Genomic DNA, 18,571 nt, shown 5'->3' with positions numbered 1-18,571 from the left:
TCAGCTCCGATTGAACATGGCGAGCATGCGACGCGTCACCGCGAAGCCGCCGAAGATGTTGATACTGGCCAGGAGGATCGCGACGGACGAGAGCACCGTGACGGTCATGCTGGTGTGGCCGATCTGCAGCAGCGCGCCGACCACGATGATCCCGGAGATCGCGTTCGTCACCGACATCAGCGGCGTGTGCAGCGCGTGGTGCACGTGTCCGATCACGTAGTAGCCGATCACGATGGCGAGCACGAAGACGGTCACGTGGGGCAGCAGTGCCGCGGGGGCGAACGCGGCGGCGAGGAACAGCGCCAGCGCGCCGAGGGCGACGCCGCCGAACCTCTGCTTCGCCGTCGCCGGCGCCTTCTTCGGTGTCGCCTGCGCGGGCGCGACCACCGCGGGGGCCGGGGCGGCGGAGACCTGGACCGGCGGGGGCGGCCACGCCGACTCGCCGGCGCGTACGACGGTGATCGAGCGCTGCACGGGGTCGTCCCAGTCCAGGACCAGCGACCCGTCCTTGCCCGGCGTCATCAGCTTCAGCAGGTTCACCAGGTTCGTGCCGTACAGCTGCGAGGCCTGGGCCGGCAGCCGGCCCGCCAGATCGGTGTAGCCGATGATCGTCACGCCGTTCTCCGTGACGACCTTCTCGCCCTTCACGGTGCCCTCGACGTTGCCGCCGTTGGCGGCCGCCATGTCGACGATCACCGACCCCGGCTTCATGCTCGCCACCATCTCCGCGGTGATCAGCGTCGGCGCGGGACGGCCCGGGATCAGCGCGGTGGTGATGACGATGTCGACCTCGCGGCACTGCGCGGCGTAGAGCTCGACCTCTCGGGCCTTGTAGTCGTCGCCCATCTCCTTGGCGTAACCGGTCTTCGAGACCTCCACCTCGGGGGACTCGATCGACAGGTACTCGCCGCCCAGCGAGCGGACCTGGTCGGCCACCTCGGGCCGCGGGTCGGTCGCCCGTACGATCGCGCCGAGCGAGCCGGACGCGCCGATCGCCGCGAGACCGGCGACGCCGGCCCCCGCGACGAGCACCTTCGCCGGCGGCACCTTGCCCGCCGCGGTCACCTGGCCGGTGAAGAAGCGCCCGAACTCGTGCGCGGCCTCGATGACGGCCCGGTAGCCGGCGATGTTCGCCATCGACGACAGCACGTCCATCGACTGGGCCCGGCTGATGCGCGGCACGGCGTCCATCGACAGCGCCGTGAAGGGACGCCGTCCCAGGTCCTCGACCATCGCCGGGTCGAAGGCGGGCGCGAACAGGGCGATCACCGTCGCCTCCGGTCGTACGCCGTCCAGCTGCGCCGGGGCCGGGGCGTTGACCGCCAGCACCACGTCCGCGGCGGCCGCGTCGCCGACGGTCGCGCCGGCGGACTCGTAGGCGCTGTCGGTGAAGCCGGCCGCGACCCCCGCGCCCGAGTCGACGACCACGTCGTACCCCAGTGTGCGGATCTGTTGGACCGTGGCCGGCGTGGCCGCGACGCGACTCTCACCTGGCCGCGCTTCCTTGAGGACTCCGACAATCACGAGTGTTCTCCGTTCGCTGGTGTGGCCGTCAACGGCGTGTTCGCAACACGATCAGAAAAGTGCACCCGCGGTGATCCGGAGCACGCCGCTCAGCTTGGCCGTAGGAGGCTCTCCTTGAACAGCACCCACAAGTGAGGTACACGCAACACTCGACAGGACGCGCGTCCCGTGAGGTACTTCGAGGTTCGGCGCCGGCCCGCCCCGTCCCCGGGGCGGGTGCCACCGCCCGCCCGCGTCAGGCTCCGGCCCGGCGCCTGCCCCGGACGCGGCGCGGGTACGGGAAGAGCCGCGGGGAGCGCTTCGCGGCCACGTCCTCGACCCAGCCGAAGACCAGCACCAGCAGTCCGATCAGGGGGACCGCCACGATCAGCGGGAACCACTGGCTGGTCAGCAGCCACCGGAAGTGCTCGTAGAAGAAGCCGACGGACCAGAGGGGGTCGATCAGCGGGATGGCGGCCACCAACGCGACCTGGTGCCAGAGATAGACGCTGACAGCGCGTGTGTTGAGCAGGCTGACCAGGCCGTTCCAGCGTTCCATCGGTCGGGGCCAGTGTTCCCAGGAGGGACTGACGTGGAGCAGGAGGGCGACGAAGCCGAAGGACCAGAGGGCCTGGGCGATCGGCCAGCTCTCGATGTCGGTCGGCACGGTCGGATCGACCGGTCGGGTCTGCAGGTACCACCAGCCGGCCACCATGATCAGCGGCGCGACGGACGGCACGACGTACTGCGGGATCTTCTTGAGCAGGCCCTCCTGATGAGCCATGCCGAGGATCCAGCAGGAGCCGAACATGGCGAAGTCGCTGAGGTTCTCCCAGACCCGGCCGTAGAGGAACTCCTGGTCGATGAGGTACGTGTGCAACACGATCGTCACCGCGATCGGCGCGGACAGCGTCACCACCGGCATCCGGCGCAGCGCCCACAGCATCAGCGGTGACAGCAGGACGAACCAGAGGTACGCGCGGAGGTACCAGAGCGGGACGACGACCTGCATCGCCCAGCCCGGCCCCACCAGCTGGTCGAAACCGTTCAGCGACTCGCTGTACGGCGGGGTGCTCAGCGGCACGATCCAGAACAGCAGCTTGCCCCACCACCAGTCGGGGTGCTCCTCGGCGTCGGGCCCTCCGCCGTCGACGATCTGGGCGGTGAGCAGGATCGCGCCGAACAGCCACATGGGCGGCAGCAGCCGGCGCAGGCGGCCCCGGATGACGCCGAGGGCGGGCCGGCTGAGCGAACGGGCCATCAGCGACCCGGCCAGCGCGAACATCACGCCCATGGACGGGAAGACGACGGGCAGCCAGAACCAGCCGAAGTTGTGGTAGATCACCACGCGCACCAGCGCCAGGGCGCGCAGCAGGTCGAAATAGAGGTCCCGGCCGCCCTTGGCCCGGGACGGTGCCGTGGGGTCCGGCTTCGGCTCCTGCACCGGTTCCCGTCGCAGAGCGGCGGGGACGCGCAGCCGGAGCGTGTCCTGGTTGCCCCCGGACTCGAAGGATGTGGTCATGATCAGGCCTCCACGGGCGCGGCGACCTCGCCGGTGCGCCGGAGCTTCTGCCAGCGCAGCCGGCCACCGGTCAGCGCCGTGATCGTGGACTGCAACAGGACGATGTACATCAGCTGCCGATAGACCAGCTGCTGGATCGGCAGGCTGATGAGATGCAGGGGCTTCTCGCCGTCGAGCCGGAAGGCGTACCAGGACAGCACGGCCTGGAGCAGGATGAAGCCGCCCCAGCTGGCGAGGGTGATCGGGGCGTCCGCGAACAGCACGCCGTACAGCAGGAACATGTCGACCAGCGGCGCGAGCAGCGGGGCGACCACGCCGAACAGCACCACGAGCGGCAGCCCGAGCCGGCCGAAGCGCCCGGCCGGACCGCGGGCGATCACGGCGCGCCGGTGCTTCCACATCGCCTGCATGCTGCCGTAGCTCCAGCGGTACCGCTGGGACCAGAGCTGCTGGAGGCTCGCGGGGGCCTCGGTCCAGGCGCGGGCGCGCTCGGCGTAGACGATCCGCCAGCCGTCGCAGAGCACCGCCATGGTGATGTCGGTGTCCTCGGCGAGGGTGTCGTCGCTCATCCCGCCGACCCGCCACAGGGCTTCCTTGCGGAAGGCGCCGACCGCGCCGGGGATGGTCGGGATGACGTTGAGCATGTCGTACATCCGGCGGTCCAGGTTGTGGCCGAGGACGTACTCGATGTGCTGCCAGGCGCCGATCAGGCTGTCCCGGTTGCCGACCTTGGCGTTGCCCGCGACCGCGCCGATCGACCGGTCGCCGAACGGCTGGACCAGCTCGCGCACGGTGGACGGCTCGAAGACGGTGTCGCCGTCCATCATCACGACGATGTCGTGCGACGCCGCCGCGATTCCGGTGTTGAGCGCGGTGGACTTGCCACCGTTGGCCTGGCGGATCAGCCGGACGAACGGCAGGGCCATCGCCTCGACGATGTCCGCCGTGCCGTCCGTGGAGCCGTCGTCGATGACGATGACCTCGATCGGATAGTCACTGACGGCCAGCGAGTTGAGGGTGTTGGCGATGCACTCGCGCTCGTTGTAGGCCGGGACGAGTACGGTGACCGGCTCGGTGACGGGTGGCCCCCACGCGTCCCGCCGCCGGGAGCGCCGGGCGTGGAGCGGCGCGAGGACCAGCATCAGGGCGAACCGGCCGAAGTTGAGGAAGCCGACGACAGCCAGCAGCGCGACCAGCACCGGCAGGGTGAACACGGCGGCCTGGCTGGCCCAGATGAAGCACTTGCCCGCCCACAGCTGGTAGCCGTGCACCGGCACGGTGGCGTCGGTGGCGCCGAGCGCCTCGGAGACGGTGGCGAAGCGGTACCCCTCGCCCTTCAGCTTCACGATGATCTGCTCGAGCGCGGCGAGGGTCTCGGTACGGTCGCCACCCGCGTCGTGCAGCAGGACCAGCTCGCCCGCGCCGGGCCTGCGCGGCATCGCCGCCTTGACGATCGCGTCGACGCCGGGACGCTTCCAGTCGTGGGTGTCGCGGTCGATGAACGCGGTGAGGTAGCCGTGGGAACCCACATACTTGATCACCGGGTAGTTCCAGTTGTCGAGCGCCGAGGCCTCCGAGGAGTACGGCGGGCGGAACAGCGCGCTGTGGACGCCGGCGACGCCGGCCAGCGCCAGCTGCGTCTGCGCCAGCTCCCAGCTGATCCGGGTCTCGGACTGGTACACCAGGTCGGGGTGGGTGAAGGTGTGCACACCGATCTCGTGGCCGCCCGCGACGATCTGCCGGATCAGCTCCGGGTGACGCGTGGTCATCGCGCCGGTCACGAAGAAGACCGCGTGGACGTCGTGGGCCGCGAGCACGTCCAGGATCTTCGGGGTCCACTCCGGGGAGGGGCCGTCGTCGAAGCTCAGGACCACGGTGTGGTCGGGGACCCGGTAGCTCACCGGGCGCTCGTTCCTGGCACCGCGCGCGTCGATGATCGGGCCGCCCTTGAGCAGGTTCTCCGGCACCATCGTCTTGTCGACCGAGGTCGCGATCCGGGTGTCGTGGAAGGCCTCGTTGGTGGCGAGGCCGCGCAGGACGAGGAGCGCGAGCAGGCAGGCCAGCAGGGACAGCGGCATGAAGAAGCGCAGCGGCGGCGCGGCCAGTCGGCGCGGTCTCAGCAGGGACTGCCGACGACGCTGGTGGCGGGACAAGGGCGCTCCTGGAGATGGGTGGTGCGGACGATCAGGCACGCTCGGCCGGCCGGCCCGCAGGCGTTGCTCCGGGCGGCGCGATGGTGGCGGTGGGCCGTGGGATGTCGCGATGTTCGGCGTGGCGGCCGCACGTCTGGGGTGGGGTGCGGCCGACCGCGCCTGTTAGAGCAACGACGGAGCCAGGGGTCCCCTGGTGGGCGCGTACGAAGGCTTCGGCGGGATCTCCATCGCCGGGGCGTCCGACTGCATGCCGATCAGGCTGCTGCCCATGGCGGCCGCCAGGATCGCGCCGACCACGGAGACCGGCCAGCCGAAGCGCCGGAACAGACGGCTGCGCAGTCCCGACTGGTCGACGAACACCGGTGCCGGAACAGCCTCCTGGAGACTGGATTCGGCCACGACGGCCTGTGCCGGGTATGCCGGTCCACGCCCGAAGGATGTGGAGACTTGGCGCATCTGGTGTGGCCTTTTTGTGCAGGGAGGTAGACGACTTAAGCGTAGAGCGGAACTTAGCGGATGGCTCCTGTCAGTTGGTGTGCGATATCCGCTTTTGACATGATCCGTTCGAGTGTCGTAACCGGATCGGTATGTCGGGCCGCGTTTGCCCGGCTCCTGAGCGGTCGGTCGGGCACACGCTGCGGGCTGGCCGGAACCCTTCGCTAGGATGACGCCTCCATTCATGTGATCAGCGTGTGACCCCCGTGTACGGGCGTGCCCACACGCCGCCCCTACGCTCCAAGGAGCCTGCGTGAGCCAGCCCCGCCGCACCTCTCGTCGCCGCGCGTGGACGGCGCTCACGGTGCCCGTCCTCCTGTGCGCACTCGCCGCGTGTTCCGCCGACCCCGAGGCCGGCGGGAGCACCGACGCCGCCGGGCCCGCGCGGGACGCCTCGCCGACTCCCACCGGGCCGCCGGGAACCCTCTTCGACGACTTCGACTACACCGGCGCCGACGACCCCTCCTTCGCCGAGCACGGCTGGGAGTTCCGTACCGGCGGGGGCGGCCCGGGGATCAAGGACACCTGGAGCGCCGACGGCGCCTCCTTCCTGTCCGACCCGGCGGCCGAGGGGGGCAAGGTCCTACGACTGCGCTCCTCCACCGACGGCACCGAACAGGGCACCACGCAGGTCGAGGTGCAGACCACGAGCCGGAACTTCTTCACGGGAACCTTCGCCGCCCGGGTCCACTTCAGCGACAAGCCCACGCGCGGACGCGACGGCGACCACGTCGTCCAGACCTTCTTCCCGATCTCCTCCTCGGACTCCTCGGAGAACTACAGCGAACTCGACTTCGAGTACCTGCCGAACGGCGGCTGGGGTTCGACGGGTCCCCAGCTCGACACCGTCAGCTGGTACAAGGCCGACCCGCCGGACCGCGTCCACAAGACCCTCGAGCGGCGCCTCGGGGGCTGGCACACCGTGATGATCACCGCCATGGACGGAAAGGTCACCTACTCCCTGGACGGCAAGCCGGTGTTCACCAGCTCCGGCAAGTACGTCCCGCGCGAGCAGATGGACATCCACTTCAGCAACTGGTTCATCGACCTCCCCTTCACCGGCGGCCCGCGCACCTGGGACATGAAGGTCGACTGGGTCTACTACAAGGCCGACGAGGCCGTCTCCCCGGCGGACGTCCAGAAGACGGTGGCCGGCTTCCACAGCACGGGCGCCGACTACGTCAACACCGTCCCGAAGGCCTGACCCCACCCGCCGCACCGCACGGCATCAGGGGGGCCAGGCCCCCCCCGGAGCGCACCTCGACCGGGTCGAGGTGCGCTCCGGCCGTTCACGTGCGCCGGTCCCCACAGGGACCGTGAGGTGCCGGCCGATGCGACGCACGGACACGGCCCGGAAGGTCCCAGGGATGAACACGCCGTAAAGGCCACCTCATCGCCGGCAAGCGGTGCCGAGACCTGGCGACTCAGGCGGGAGGGTCGTGCAGGGTGGCCTCGCCGGTGACCCGGATGCCGATCCTGCCGCCGGGGTGCGCCTGGAGCGGACCAGGGGTGCGGATGTCGATCGGCTGGTCCAGGCCGTCCACGGCGACGGTGACCATGGAGTCGTGGCCGTAGAAACGGACGTCGGTGACGGTGCCTTGGGCGGTCGAATCGTCCGGGTCGGTGAGGTGGAACTGTTCCGGGCGGAGGAGGACGAGGCCCTCGCGCAGGCCCTTGGGGGCGGCGGCGAGGGGAATGCGGCCCAGACGGGTGGTGGCGATGCGCTCGTCGGCCGTGCCGGTGATGAAGACGGCGTCGCCGACGAAGGAGGCCACCCAGGGCTCGGTGGGGCGCCGGTAGAGCTCCTCGGGGGTGGCGCACTGCGCGACGCGGCCGTCACGGACGACGGCGACGACGTCGGCCGTGGAGAGAGCCTCCTGCTGGTCGTGGGTGACGAGGACGGCGGTCGCGCCGCTGGCCCGGAGTACGGCGCGGACCTCCGCCCGTACGGCCCCGCGCAGTCCGCTGTCGAGGGCGCTGAACGGCTCGTCGAGGAGGACGAGATGGGGCTCGGGGGCGAGGGCGCGGGCCAGGGCGACGCGCTGTTGCTGGCCGCCGGAGAGTTCGTGCGGCATCCGGTCGCCGTAGCCGCCGAGCCCGACGAGGTCCAGCATCTCCTCGACACGCTTCGCGCGGGCTCCGCGCTCGGTGCCGGTCAGGCCGAAGGCGACGTTGCGGGCCACGCTCAGGTGCGGGAAGAGGGCGCCTTCCTGGGGGACGATGCCGATGCGGCGGCGCTCGGGCGGGAGGTGGACGCCGGGGCCCGCGAGAGGACGCCCGGCGACCGTGACGGTGCCGGCGTCGGCACGCAGAAAACCGGCGATCACGCGCAGCAGGGTGGTCTTGCCGCAGCCGGAGGGGCCGAGGACGGCGGCGAGGTGCCCGCCCTGGACGGTGAGGTCGAGGCCGTCGAGGACCCTGGCGCCGGGGCCGTACGACTTGACCACGCCACTGACCTGGAGGTCGTTCATGGGCGGTGCCTTCCGAGAAGGTAGGAGGGGACGGCGGCCAGGAGGATGAGGACGGCTGCGTACGGGGCCGCGGCGGCGAAGGATCCCGTACCGGTCTCCGTCCAGAGCCGAGTGGCCAGGGTGTCCATGCCGGTGGGGCGCAGCAGCAGGGTGGCGGGGAGTTCCTTCATGCAGACGACGAAGGTGAGGGCCGCACCCGCGGCGACACCGGGTGCGGCAAGTGGCACGGTGACGTCGCGCAGCACGCCGAAGGGCGTACGGCCCAGGGAGCGGGCCACGTCGTCCAGTACGGGTGGTGCCTGGAGTACGGCGGCACGGGTGGCGGCCACGGCGACGGGCAGGAAGAGCACCGCGTAGGCGCAGATCAGCAGAGGTGTCTCCTGGTAGACCGGCCGGACGTAGCGGACCGCGAAGAAGACCAGGGCGAGCGCGACGGTGATGCCGGGGACGGCGTGTCCCGCGTACGCGGCCTGTTCGAGGAGGTGGGCGAGCCGTCCCCGGTGGCGGGCCGCGATGACGCCGACGGGCAGGGCCAGCAGAGTGGTGAGCGCGGCGCCCCCGGCGGCGACGCCGAGGGTGGTGAGCGCGGTACTGGTGAGGGTGGCCGGGTCCCATGTCGCGGAGGAGCCGACGGCGAGCCAGTAACCCAGGGTGGCGAGCGGGAAGCCGACGGCCGTCGCGACGACGGCTCCGCACCAGGCGAGGGCGGGCAGCCGCAGTCGCCCGAGCGCGGCGGGGAGGGCCCGCCGGGCGGTTCCCGTCCCGGTGCGGGAGTATCCGGCCCGGCCTCGGGTGCGGGTCTCGGCGGCGACGAGCGCGACGGTCATGAGGACGAGCACGGCGCTCAGCGCGGCCGCCGGCGTGCGGTCGAAACTGGCACGGTAGGACGTGTAGATGCCCCGGGTGAAGGTGTCGTACCGCATGAGGGACACGGCGCCGAAGTCGGAGAGCACGTACAGCGCGACGAGCAGTCCGCCGCCCGCCGCGGCCGGCCGCAGCTGGGGCAGGGTGACGGTCAGGAAGGTGCGCAGGGGCCCGCGCCCGAGGGAGCGGGCGACCTCCTCGTGCCCGGGGTCGGTTCCGCGCAGGGCGGCGGCGACCGGCAGGTACACGTAGGGGAAGCTCGCGAGAGTCAGCGCGAGGGCCGAGCCCGTGAATCCGGCGAGCGAGGGGGCCGCGGAGAGCCAGGCGAAGGCGGTGACGTAGCTGGGCACGGCCAGGGGCAGGGTGACGAGGACCGACCAGGCGCGGGCGCCGGGCAGGGCCGTGCGCGTGGTCAGCCAGGCCAGGGAGATACCCAGGAGCAGGCAGGCCGCGACGACGGTGGCGGTCAGGCCGAGGCTGCGCAGGAGCAGTTGGCCGGTCCGGTCGCCCGCGATGACGTCCCACGCGAAGGCGGGGCCGTGTTCGAGGGCGCGGACGGCGAGGTAGCCGAGGGGCAGGACGGCGAGGGCCGCCGCGAGGCCGGCGGGCACGACCAGGACCCACGAGGGCCTGGCGGCGCGACCGGTGCGGCCGTCGGCACGCTTCCGCCCGGCGGGCGCATGGGCGCTCGCCGGGCGGGTGTCGTGACGCGTCCGGACGGGGGAATCCGGTGAGGTCACGTCAGACCAGTCCGGCTTCCTGGAGCATGGCCAGGGTTTCCTTCAGCGAGTCGAGCTTGCCGAGGTCGATCTTCGGCGGCTGGAGGGTCTCCAGCGGCGGGACGCCCGCCGCGGACTTCACGCCGGCGGCGAGGGGGTACTCCTTGGTCTCCTCGGCGAAGTAGCTCTGGGACTCGGGGGAGAGCAGGAAGTCGACGGCCTTCTGCGCGTAGGCGGCCTGCTTGGCGTCGGCGCCCTTGAGGATGCCCACGCCGGCCACGTTGACCAGGCCGCCGGGGTCGCCCTCGGGCAGGAAGTGGACCTTGGCCTTGACCTTGTCCTCCCCCTTCTCGGCGACCTGTTCGAACCAGTAGTAGTGGTTGAGCAGGCCGAGCGAGACCTCGCCCTTGTCGACGGCCTCCAGGACGTTGTTGTTCCGCTCGTACGCCTTGGGCTCGTTGGCCTTGATGCCCTTGAGCCAGGTACGGGTCGCCTCGTCGCCCTCCAGGATGCGCATGCCGGTGACGAACGCCTGGAAGGAGGCGTTCGTCGGAGCGAAGCCGATCTTGCCCTTCCACTCCGGCTTGACCAGATCGTGGACGCTGTCCGGCGGCGTGGGCACCTTGTCGGGGTTGTACGCGATGACGCGGACGCGGCCACTGACGCCGGTCCAGTCGCCGGCCGAACCGCGGTAGGCCGTGGCGACCTTGTCCAGCGTGGACTTGGGCAGGGGGGCCAGGCGGTTCTCCTTGGAGAGCGCGCCGAGGGCTCCGGCGTCCTGGGAGAGGAAGAGGCCGGCCTCGGTCTTGTCGCCCTCCTCCAGGAGCTGCGCGGAGAGCTCGGCGCTGTCGCCGTAGCGGACCTCGACATCGGTGCCGAGGTGCTTCTCCAGCTTCTCGATGAGCGGCTTCACGAGGTTCTCGTTGCGGCCGGAGTAGATGACCAGTCCGGCCGGTTCGTCGCTGCCGCAGCTCGCGAGCGCGGGAACGAGGAGGGCTGCCGCGGTGAGCGCGGTGAGCGTGCGGGCCAAGGGGCGGCGCATGGTGAGGTGATGCCTTCCTGCCGTGCCGGTCGCGGCCACCGTCGTCTGAGGCGACGGGTCGTGCGACGAGCGACGAAGAGCTACCGGGAGAACCTGTGAATACGGCATTAATAAGGTAAAGCTAACCTAATGGTCAAGTCAGGTTTTGATAACGGACCGGTCGCAAATGAGCCTCCGGCACCGGCACCCCCTCTTCTCCATTAGGAGAGCCTTACCTACGATGCGCCCGTGACGCTCCTCCCTGCCCCGCCCGTCGGCGGCCACACCCTCCCTCTCGCCCACGGCCTCGCGCTGCACGGCGACCGCACCGCTCTGGTCACCGCCGAGGGCGAGGTCTCCTACGGCGAGCTGGCCGGACGGGTGGCGGACACCGCCCGGCGGCTCGGTCCCGGGCGCCGCCTCGTGCTCCTCCCCGGCGCCAACACCGTCGGCGCGCTCGTCGTCCACCTGGCCGCGCTCTCGGCGGGGCACCCGGTCCTGCTCGTCCCCGGCGACCACCCGGAGGCCGTGGCGGCGCTGACCGCCGCCTACGACCCCGATGTCGTCGCCCACCCGGACTCCGGTTCCGCCGAGTGGCGGATCGAAGAGCGGCGAACCGGCTCCGCACACTCCTTCCACCCCGACCTCGCCCTGCTGTTGAGCACCTCGGGGTCGACCGGCTCCCCCAAGCTCGTCCGGCTCTCGTACGACAACCTCCAGGCGAACGCCGAGTCGATCGCCACGTACCTGGGAATCCTCGATGCCGACCGGGCGGCGACGACCCTGCCGATGCACTACTGCTACGGCCTGTCCGTCATTCACAGCCACCTGCTGCGCGGCGCGGGCCTCGTCCTCACCGGACTCTCGGTCGCCGACGCCTGCTTCTGGGACCTCTTCCGCACCGCCCGCGGCAGCGCCCTCGCCGGAGTCCCGTACACCTTCGACCTTCTCGACCGCGTCGGCTTCGCCGAGATGGACCTGCCCCACCTGCGGTACGTCACCCAGGCCGGCGGCCGCCTCGCCCCCGAACGGGTCTCCCACTACGCCGAGTTGGGACAGCGTCGCGGCTGGGACCTCTTCGTCATGTACGGCCAGACCGAGGCGACCGCCCGCATGGCCTACCTGCCGCCGGAGCTCGCGACCGCTCATCCGGGTGCGATCGGCGTTCCCGTTCCCGGCGGTTCCTTCTCCCTCGAAGCCGTCGACGAGACCTCCGGGGCCGGGAAGGACGTCGGCGAGCTCGTCTACTCCGGCCCGAACGTCATGCTGGGCTACGCCGACACCCCCGCCGACCTCGCCCTCGGCCGCACCGTCGACACCCTCCGCACCGGCGACCTCGCACGGCGCACCGACAACGGCCTCTACGAGATCGTCGGTCGCCGCAGCCGGTTCCTGAAGATCCTCGGCCTGCGGATCGACCCCCAGCAGGTCGAGACGACACTCGAAAAGCGCCACGGTCTCAGCGCGCTGTGCGCGGGGGACGACGAGGGGCTCGCTCTCGCCGTCGTACGCGAGCCGGGATGGGACGAGCGGCGGATCCGCAGACGCGTCGTGGACGAGTTCGGCCTGCCGGGGCGTGCGATACGCGTCCACCTGCTGCCCGAACTCCCGCGCCTTCCCACGGGCAAGCCCGACTACCAGGCCGTCCGCGCCATGGGCCGACGGGACGATGCCGGAGTTCCGCCCGGTGGCGCGGGCGCCGACGACCTGTGCGCCCTGTACGCCCGGATCCTGGACCGTACGGATGTGACACCCGACAGCACCTTCGTGGGGCTCGGCGGCGACTCCCTGTCCTACGTCGAGATGTCACTCCACCTCGAAGAGCGCCTCGGTCATCTGCCCACGAGCTGGCACACGACGCCGATCGGTGAACTGCGGGCCCCCGAACGGAAGACCCGGGGCCGGGGCAGGTCCCTGGAGACCAGCGTCGCTCTGCGCGCGGTGGCGATCGTGTGCGTCGTCGGCTCGCACATACGGCTCTTCGAGCTCCGAGGCGGTGCGCACCTGCTGCTGGCGGTGGCCGGTTTCAACTTCGCCCGCTTCCTGCTCAGCTCCGCCGAACGGCGCGAACGCGTCCGCCGGACGGGGCGAAGCATCGCGCGCATCGCACTTCCGTGCGTGGCCTGGACCGCCTTCGCGATCCTGATCGGCGCCGGCTACGACCTCAGCAATCTCCTCCTGCTGCACAACGCCCTCTTCCCCCAGGACATGGGCCCCGGTCTCCACCTGTGGTTCGTGGAAGCACTCGTCTACATCCTGTTCGCCACCCTCGGCCTGCTGGCCCTGCCCGCCGTCGACCGGGCCGAACGGCGCTTCCCCTACGGTCTCCCACTCGCGCTCGTGGCACTCGGCCTGCTGACCCGCTACGAGCTGGTCGGCCTCCCCGAGCGCTCCCGGATCACCGACGCCGTCACCGTCTTCTGGCTCTTCGCCCTCGGCTGGGCGGCCGCGAAGGCCCGCACGACGCCCCATCGGCTGCTCGTCACCCTCGCCGCGCTCGCCACAGTGCCCGGCTTCTTCCCCGGCGAGCCCTGGCGCGAGGCATTCGTCCTCATCGGCTTCGTCCTGCTGGTGTGGTTCCCCGCTCTTCCCAGCCACCCCCGGATCAACCAGGTGGCAGGGCTCCTCGCGGCCAGCTCGCTCTCCATCTACCTGACGCACTGGCAGATCTATCCGATCCTGGACGACGTCTCCGAACCCCTGTCGCTGATCACGGCTCTCCTCTTCGGCATCGCCTACGCCAAGGGTGCGGACCATCTGACCCGACGGCTGCCGACGCTCCCGCGCCTGGCCGCACTGCGCACGGAATGGCTCGGCTCCCACCGGCAGCACTCCTGATCCTTCCGCGCCCGGAGCGGCGAACCGGCGCGCGAGGGGTGACACCCAGCGCCGACGCCGGGGTCCAGGTGCACGTCCTGCGCACGATCGTCGGCCATGGCTCGCTCACCACCACCCAGCGAACCTGCACCCCGACGTGCACAAGATCACCGCCACCGACGCCGCGCTCTCGGCACACCTCAGCATGCCAGCCAAAAACGATCAAGGGGCCGTTTCAGATTGCTCTGAAACGGCCCCTTGATCTGCGACTCTTTCGAGTCGGGACGACAGGATTTGAACCTGCGACCCCTTGACCCCCAGTCAAGTGCGCTACCAAGCTGCGCCACGTCCCGATGCGCGTCTCCGCCGGGTTCCCCCGCGTCGGCGTGCAGGGAAAACATTACCTCACTCCGGAGGGTGGGATGACGCACGGGCTGTCACCGGGTCCGTGGCGGCGGGGTCCGCGCCGCAGGTGGCGGCCAGGGACGTCGCCTCGGCGAGGGCGGTGGCCGAGCCTGTGGCGTGGGCGAGGTCCAGGCGGGCCCGGGCCTCCTCGTAGCGGGAGGGCGACGCGGCCAGGTGGCCGACGGCCTCGGTCAGGAGGCGGCGGGACTCCTGGGGGTCGGCGAAGAGGGCGAGGCTGCGGAGGGCTTCGCCCAGGACGGTGGGGGTGCCGAGGCGTTCCGCGTGGGCGTGGGCCTCGGTGGCGATGCGGGCGGCCCGGTCCGGGTCCGTGGTGGCGAGGGCGCGGGCCAGGTCGAAGGGCCAGGGCGCCCAGATGCCGTGGTGCCTGCCCCGGCCCGCCAGGGACTCCGCCGCCGCTTCGAGGGTGGACACCGCCTCCTCGCGCCGGCCCTCGGCGAGCAGTAGCCGGCCGAGGACGCTCGGGCCGTCGGGCAGGACGATCGCGCCCGGCCAGGGCGGCCCGAAGGCGTAGTGGTCGGCGACCTCGCGGGCCTCCGCGATACGGCCACGGGCGACGAGGGTGTCGATGAGCAGGCAGGCCGTGTCCCAGTGCACGGGGAGGCCGGTGCCGACCCGGTCCGCGAGCCGGAGCCCCTCCTCCAGGTGGTGCTGCGCCCGGGGCAGGTTGCCGCGCCGCCGGTGGACCAGGCCGAGGAGGGTGTGGGCGAAGGCGAGGTGGGCGCCGCTCCAGCCGGAGATCTCGAAGGCCCTGACCGCCTCGCCGAAGAGGGCCTCGGCCCGGTCCGGACGGTCGGAGAAGGCGTACGCGATGCCCGTGAGCGCCGGGATCTCGAAGCCCCAGGTGGTGTCGGTCAGCCGAGTCCCCGGGCGGGTACGCCGTCGACGAGGGTGCGGTCGCACAGCCGTACGATCTCGTCCGCGGGTTCGCCCCGCATCATCCCGTCGAAGGCCCGTACGGCGACGAGGGCCCGCTCGGAGTTGTCGGCGCAGGTGAAGTGCTCGGTGAGTTCGGCGAGGCGACGGGAGCGGCCCGGGCCGTCCTCCTCGGCGGCCTGGAAGCCCTCGAACATGAAGTGCGCGGCCTGGAGGCGTCGGCGGCCGGTGCCGGGCGGGGTCCGGGTGGCCGCGGCCCCCGCGGTCCTCGCGGCCTCCTGGAGCTGGTTGTCGTGGGCGAGGGCCTGGGCGAGCCGGTGGGTCGCGTCGATGCGCAGGGCGTCGTCGAGGCCGGGCAGTTCGAGCGCGGAACGCAGGTGGCGGACGGTGGCGCCGGGCGCGGTGAGCAGCGAGGCGCAGCCGAGCTCGTAGAGGACCCTGGCGTACGTCTCGGCGCGGGGCGGCTCCGCGAGGGCGCGGCCGAGGCAGCGGCGGGCGGCCTCGGGGGCGCCGACGGCGAGGTGCTCGACGGCGGCGGCCCGCAGCTGGCTGACGACGTCCTCGTCGTCGTCCGGGTGCACTTCGAGGAGGTGCCGCGAGACGGCGGCGGGGCCGAGGCCCGCCGCGGTGAGCGCCCAGGCGGCGCGCCCGTGCAGGGCGGTCCGGAAGGCGGGCGGTACAGACCCGTAGACGGCGGTCGCGATGAGCGGGTGCGAGAACTCCAGCCGGTCCGTGGCGGAGGCCGTGACCGCCGACCTGGTCTGCACGATGCGGGCGTGGCGGAGCCGGTCGGTGTGCTCGGCCACCTCGCTCGGGGGCATGCCCGTCAGCTCGGCGAGGAGCTTCGGCGTGCTGTCCGAGTCGAGGACGGCGATGGCCCAGGCGAGGCGGGTGGGACCGGAGCCGAGCTCTTCCAGGCGGGAGACGAGGCCGCCACCACGCGCGGCGGCGCCGAGGTCGCGCAGGAGCGCGGCCGACCCGGCGGTGGGTTCGAGCATCCGGTCGCGGACCTTGGCGAGCAGCTCGACCGTCTCGTACGGGTTGCCGGAGGTCACGGTCCACAGCTCGTGGCAGAACGGCTCGTCCGCGTGCCCGCCGAGGACGTCACGGGCCAGTGCGGCGGTGGCGGCCAGGGTGAGGGCGTGCAGGCCCAGGGTCAGGACGGCGCGGTCACCGATCGCCGCCAGGGTCGCGGGCACGCCGGAGCCGCCCGGCTCCGTCGGCAGCGGGCGGTGGGCGAGGACGACGAGGGCGGGCAGCCGGCCGTCCCGCCGGATCCTCGTGAAGGTGTCGAGCCAGTCGAGGGACTCGGCGTCGGCCCACTGCGCGTCGTCCACGAGCAGCACCAGCGGCCGGTCCCGCAGCCGCTCCGCGAGGCGGTCCAGGAGCCTGGCGAGTCCGTCCCTTACGCCCTGCGGGTCGGCGGGCGCCGCCGACGGCGGGGGCGGCGGCGCGAGGCCCAGCGCGGGCGCGAGGAGGTCGAAGTGGCCGCCGAAGAGCTGGCGGACCTCCTCGGCGCCGAAGCCGTCCAGGGCGGGCTGGAGGAGCTGGCGGGTGAGGTGGAAGGGGACCGAGGTGAGGGTCTCACCGCCGCGGGCGGTCAGGACGGTGCACCGGTCCTGGGCGGTGCGGCGTATCTCGGCGAGCAGCGCGGTCTTGCCGATTCCCGGCTCGCCCCGGTAGACGAGGATGCCGCCGTGCACGGGGCCGCCCGCCGTGGCCGCGGCGACGAGTTCGTCGACGGCGTGGACGGCGGCGGCGAGCTCGGGACCGCGTTCGAGCAGCCCGTCGTGCTGCGCGGCGACGGAGCCCGCCGCACGACCGGGACCTGCGGGGGTCTCGAAGGGCCTGACGGGCGGCGACTGTTCGGATTCCGACGGCACCGGTGACTCACTCCCCACACGAGCAACTGCCTTGACGTGACCCGCGTGACCCCACGCGGACCAGTGACCCACTGGATCGATGAGCCTAGCGGTCCTGATCGTCCGAAGGGCGACAATGGACGGGTGAAGCGGACAGCGAGTGACCGTGGTAGGGATCGTGACGACGAGGGGCGGGCCCGCAGCGCCCGCCCCCGGGACGGCCTCGGCCGGCCGCTGCCGTACGGGGAGGAGGGCGTGCCCCGGCAGCCGGAGGGTGTCGTGCGCGGGCCCGCCGAGACCCTGCGGGAGGCGCAGCGGCTGCTGGACGCGGGCATGCCCTTCCACGCGCACGAGGTGTTCGAGGACGCCTGGAAGTCCGGCCCGGAGGCGGAGCGGGAGCTGTGGCAGGGCCTCGCGCAGCTCGCCGTGGGTCTGACGCACGCCGCGCGCGGCAACACGGCGGGCGGGGCGCGGCTGCTGCGCCGCGGCGCGGACCGCCTCGTGGGCGGCGCGCCCAGAGGCGCGCCGGGAGGCGCGTCGGGCGCCGAGGCGTACGGCATCGACGCCGGCGGGCTCGTCGCCTGGGCCCGGAACCTGGCCGACCGAGCGGAAGCGGGCACCCCGGTGGCCGACGCGGCGGCCCAGGCGCCCCGGTTGTGCGGGGGCGGGTGACCCGGCGGGGCCGGCGCCGGGTGACTCGCCCCTGAGGGGGACGCTCCCCAGGGGAACACCCCCAGGGCGTCACGCCCCCGCCGGGTGGAGGGCGCGCCGCAGTACCGAGGTGTGGCTCGTGGCCGGGTCCTTGGCCGCCGTGAGGAGGGTGACGGTCTGCCCGTTCGCGAGGTCACGCAGTCGGTCGAGGGCGGCGGCGGCCTCGGGGGCGGCGAGTTCGTCCTCGTACCGGCGGCGGAACTCCTCGTAGTCGCCCTCCGGTCCGTGGTACCAGCGGCGGAGTTCGGTCGACGGGGTGAGGGCCTTGGGCCACTCGTCGATGCGGGCGTCGGTCTTGGCGAGTCCGCGCGGCCAGAGCCGGTCGACGAGCACCCGGACGCCGTCGTCGGGCGCCGGCTCCTCGTAGACCCGGCGGACGCGGACGTCATGGCTGCGAGCGGACATGCTCCCAGCGTGCCGGACGGCCCGGGTGGTGTCCTGGCGGCGGGGCCGACCGGGCGGCCGGCCTCCCCCGGTCTCAGCTCTCCGCGCGCAAGGACGGGAGGAGCACGGCGTCCACGAAGCCGCGCATGGTCGACGCGTCGCTGAAGCGGTCCTCGAAGAGGCGCTCGATGCGGAGCATGCCCAGGAAGCAGGGCGCGACGAACCCGATCGCGGGGTTGTCCGCGTCGACCTCGCCCCGCTCGACCGCGCGCGCCACCACCGCGTCGATGGCGGCGACCTCCGGGGCGATGACGGTCTCGCGGAGCGCGGCGCGCAGGTCGGGGTGCTGGATGAAGGCCTGGGCGACGGCCTCCATGAGTTCGGCGTCGCGTTCGTGGTGGGACGCGGCGATACGGGCCGCCTCACGCAGGTCCCCCGCCAGGCTGCCGGTGTCGATGCCGGCGAACACGGTGCAGCGCCGCCGCGCGAGCGCGGCCGTGACGAGCTGCGGCTTGGTGCCCCACTGACGGTAGAGCGTGGCCTTGCCGCACTTGGTGCGGGCCGCGACGCCCTCCATGGTGACCGAGTCGTAGCCGCCCTCGCGGAGGAGGCGGAGCACGGCGTCGTACAGCTCCGTCTCGCGCTCCGGCGTGATCTTGCTGCGGCGGGCTGCGGCGGTCGCGGCCTCTGTGGACATCGATCCCTCCCGGACACCTGACTCTGCACATACGAGAGTAGGGGGTGCACAAT

12 protein-coding genes, 1 tRNA gene and 1 pseudogene are annotated in these 18,571 nt (G+C 72.2%); 3 read left to right on the top strand and 11 right to left on the bottom strand.

What is annotated here, in order from left to right; all coding sequences use genetic code 11:
* The 4 genes from AMK29_RS15120 to AMK29_RS15105 form a co-directional block, all read right to left on the bottom strand.
* On the bottom strand, window positions 1-1,524 hold the full coding sequence (locus AMK29_RS15120; RefSeq protein WP_073812925.1) for a Re/Si-specific NAD(P)(+) transhydrogenase subunit alpha: 1,524 nt from the start codon (window positions 1,522-1,524) through the stop codon (window positions 1-3).
* Between the two features lie 235 nt (window positions 1,525-1,759).
* Window positions 1,760-3,025, bottom strand: a complete 1,266-nt coding sequence (locus tag AMK29_RS15115; RefSeq protein ID WP_079196893.1) for an acyltransferase family protein — start codon at window positions 3,023-3,025, stop codon at window positions 1,760-1,762.
* A 2-nt stretch (window positions 3,026-3,027) separates the two neighbouring features.
* Entirely contained in the window at window positions 3,028-5,103 is a 2,076-nt protein-coding gene (locus AMK29_RS15110) for a bifunctional polysaccharide deacetylase/glycosyltransferase family 2 protein (protein WP_079196927.1), read from the bottom strand.
* A 237-nt stretch (window positions 5,104-5,340) separates the two neighbouring features.
* Entirely contained in the window at window positions 5,341-5,577 is a 237-nt protein-coding gene (locus tag AMK29_RS15105) for a hypothetical protein (RefSeq protein ID WP_143202894.1), read from the bottom strand.
* A 349-nt stretch (window positions 5,578-5,926) separates the two neighbouring features.
* Here AMK29_RS15105 and AMK29_RS15100 point away from each other — a divergent pair, with 349 nt between their 5' ends.
* Entirely contained in the window at window positions 5,927-6,877 is a 951-nt protein-coding gene (locus AMK29_RS15100) for a glycoside hydrolase family 16 protein (RefSeq protein ID WP_073812916.1), read from the top strand.
* A gap of 220 nt (window positions 6,878-7,097) precedes the next feature.
* Here AMK29_RS15100 and AMK29_RS15095 read toward each other — a convergent pair whose 3' ends face one another.
* From AMK29_RS15095 to AMK29_RS15085, 3 genes are read right to left on the bottom strand one after another with little or no spacing between them, the layout of a single operon-like run.
* Complete coding sequence (locus AMK29_RS15095) at window positions 7,098-8,144, bottom strand: ABC transporter ATP-binding protein (RefSeq protein ID WP_073812913.1); 1,047 nt, start codon at window positions 8,142-8,144, stop codon at window positions 7,098-7,100.
* On the bottom strand, window positions 8,141-9,748 hold the full coding sequence (locus tag AMK29_RS15090) for an ABC transporter permease (protein WP_073812910.1): 1,608 nt from the start codon (window positions 9,746-9,748) through the stop codon (window positions 8,141-8,143). Before AMK29_RS15090 ends, AMK29_RS15095 begins: the two co-directional genes overlap by 4 nt.
* Before the next feature lies 1 nt (window position 9,749).
* Window positions 9,750-10,769: an iron ABC transporter substrate-binding protein gene (locus tag AMK29_RS15085; RefSeq protein ID WP_073812908.1), complete on the bottom strand. Its 1,020-nt coding sequence runs from the start codon at window positions 10,767-10,769 to the stop codon at window positions 9,750-9,752.
* A gap of 228 nt (window positions 10,770-10,997) precedes the next feature.
* Between AMK29_RS15085 and AMK29_RS15080 the strand changes: the two genes are divergently transcribed.
* Complete coding sequence (locus tag AMK29_RS15080; RefSeq protein ID WP_073812905.1) at window positions 10,998-13,586, top strand: AMP-binding protein; 2,589 nt, start codon at window positions 10,998-11,000, stop codon at window positions 13,584-13,586.
* 258 nt (window positions 13,587-13,844) lie between these two features.
* On the opposite strand, the gene AMK29_RS15075 is transcribed toward AMK29_RS15080, so the two are convergent.
* Together AMK29_RS15075 and AMK29_RS15070 are read right to left on the bottom strand one after the other, a co-directional pair.
* Window positions 13,845-13,918 (bottom strand) — tRNA-Pro (locus tag AMK29_RS15075).
* A gap of 52 nt (window positions 13,919-13,970) precedes the next feature.
* Window positions 13,971-16,648, bottom strand: a pseudogene (locus AMK29_RS15070) (AAA family ATPase).
* A gap of 222 nt (window positions 16,649-16,870) precedes the next feature.
* Between AMK29_RS15070 and AMK29_RS15065 the strand changes: the two are divergent.
* A complete protein-coding gene (locus AMK29_RS15065; RefSeq protein WP_073812902.1) occupies window positions 16,871-17,398 on the top strand; it encodes a DUF309 domain-containing protein in 528 nt (175 codons plus the stop codon).
* 69 nt (window positions 17,399-17,467) lie between these two features.
* On the opposite strand, the gene AMK29_RS15060 is transcribed toward AMK29_RS15065, so the two are convergent.
* On the bottom strand, window positions 17,468-17,842 hold the full coding sequence (locus tag AMK29_RS15060) for a DUF488 domain-containing protein (protein ID WP_073812900.1): 375 nt from the start codon (window positions 17,840-17,842) through the stop codon (window positions 17,468-17,470).
* A 73-nt stretch (window positions 17,843-17,915) separates the two neighbouring features.
* The gene (locus AMK29_RS15055; protein ID WP_073812897.1) at window positions 17,916-18,518 is read right to left on the bottom strand and encodes a TetR/AcrR family transcriptional regulator; all 603 of its coding nucleotides are present in this window, start codon (window positions 18,516-18,518) and stop codon (window positions 17,916-17,918) included.
* Window positions 18,519-18,571: the final 53 nt, after the last annotated feature.

It is taken from the genome of Streptomyces sp. CB02261 (genome assembly GCF_001905665.1).
Classification (GTDB): Bacteria; Actinomycetota; Actinomycetes; order Streptomycetales; family Streptomycetaceae; genus Streptomyces.
Note: the sequence above shows the minus strand (reverse complement) of the source record. Positions and strands in the feature narration are given on the sequence as shown.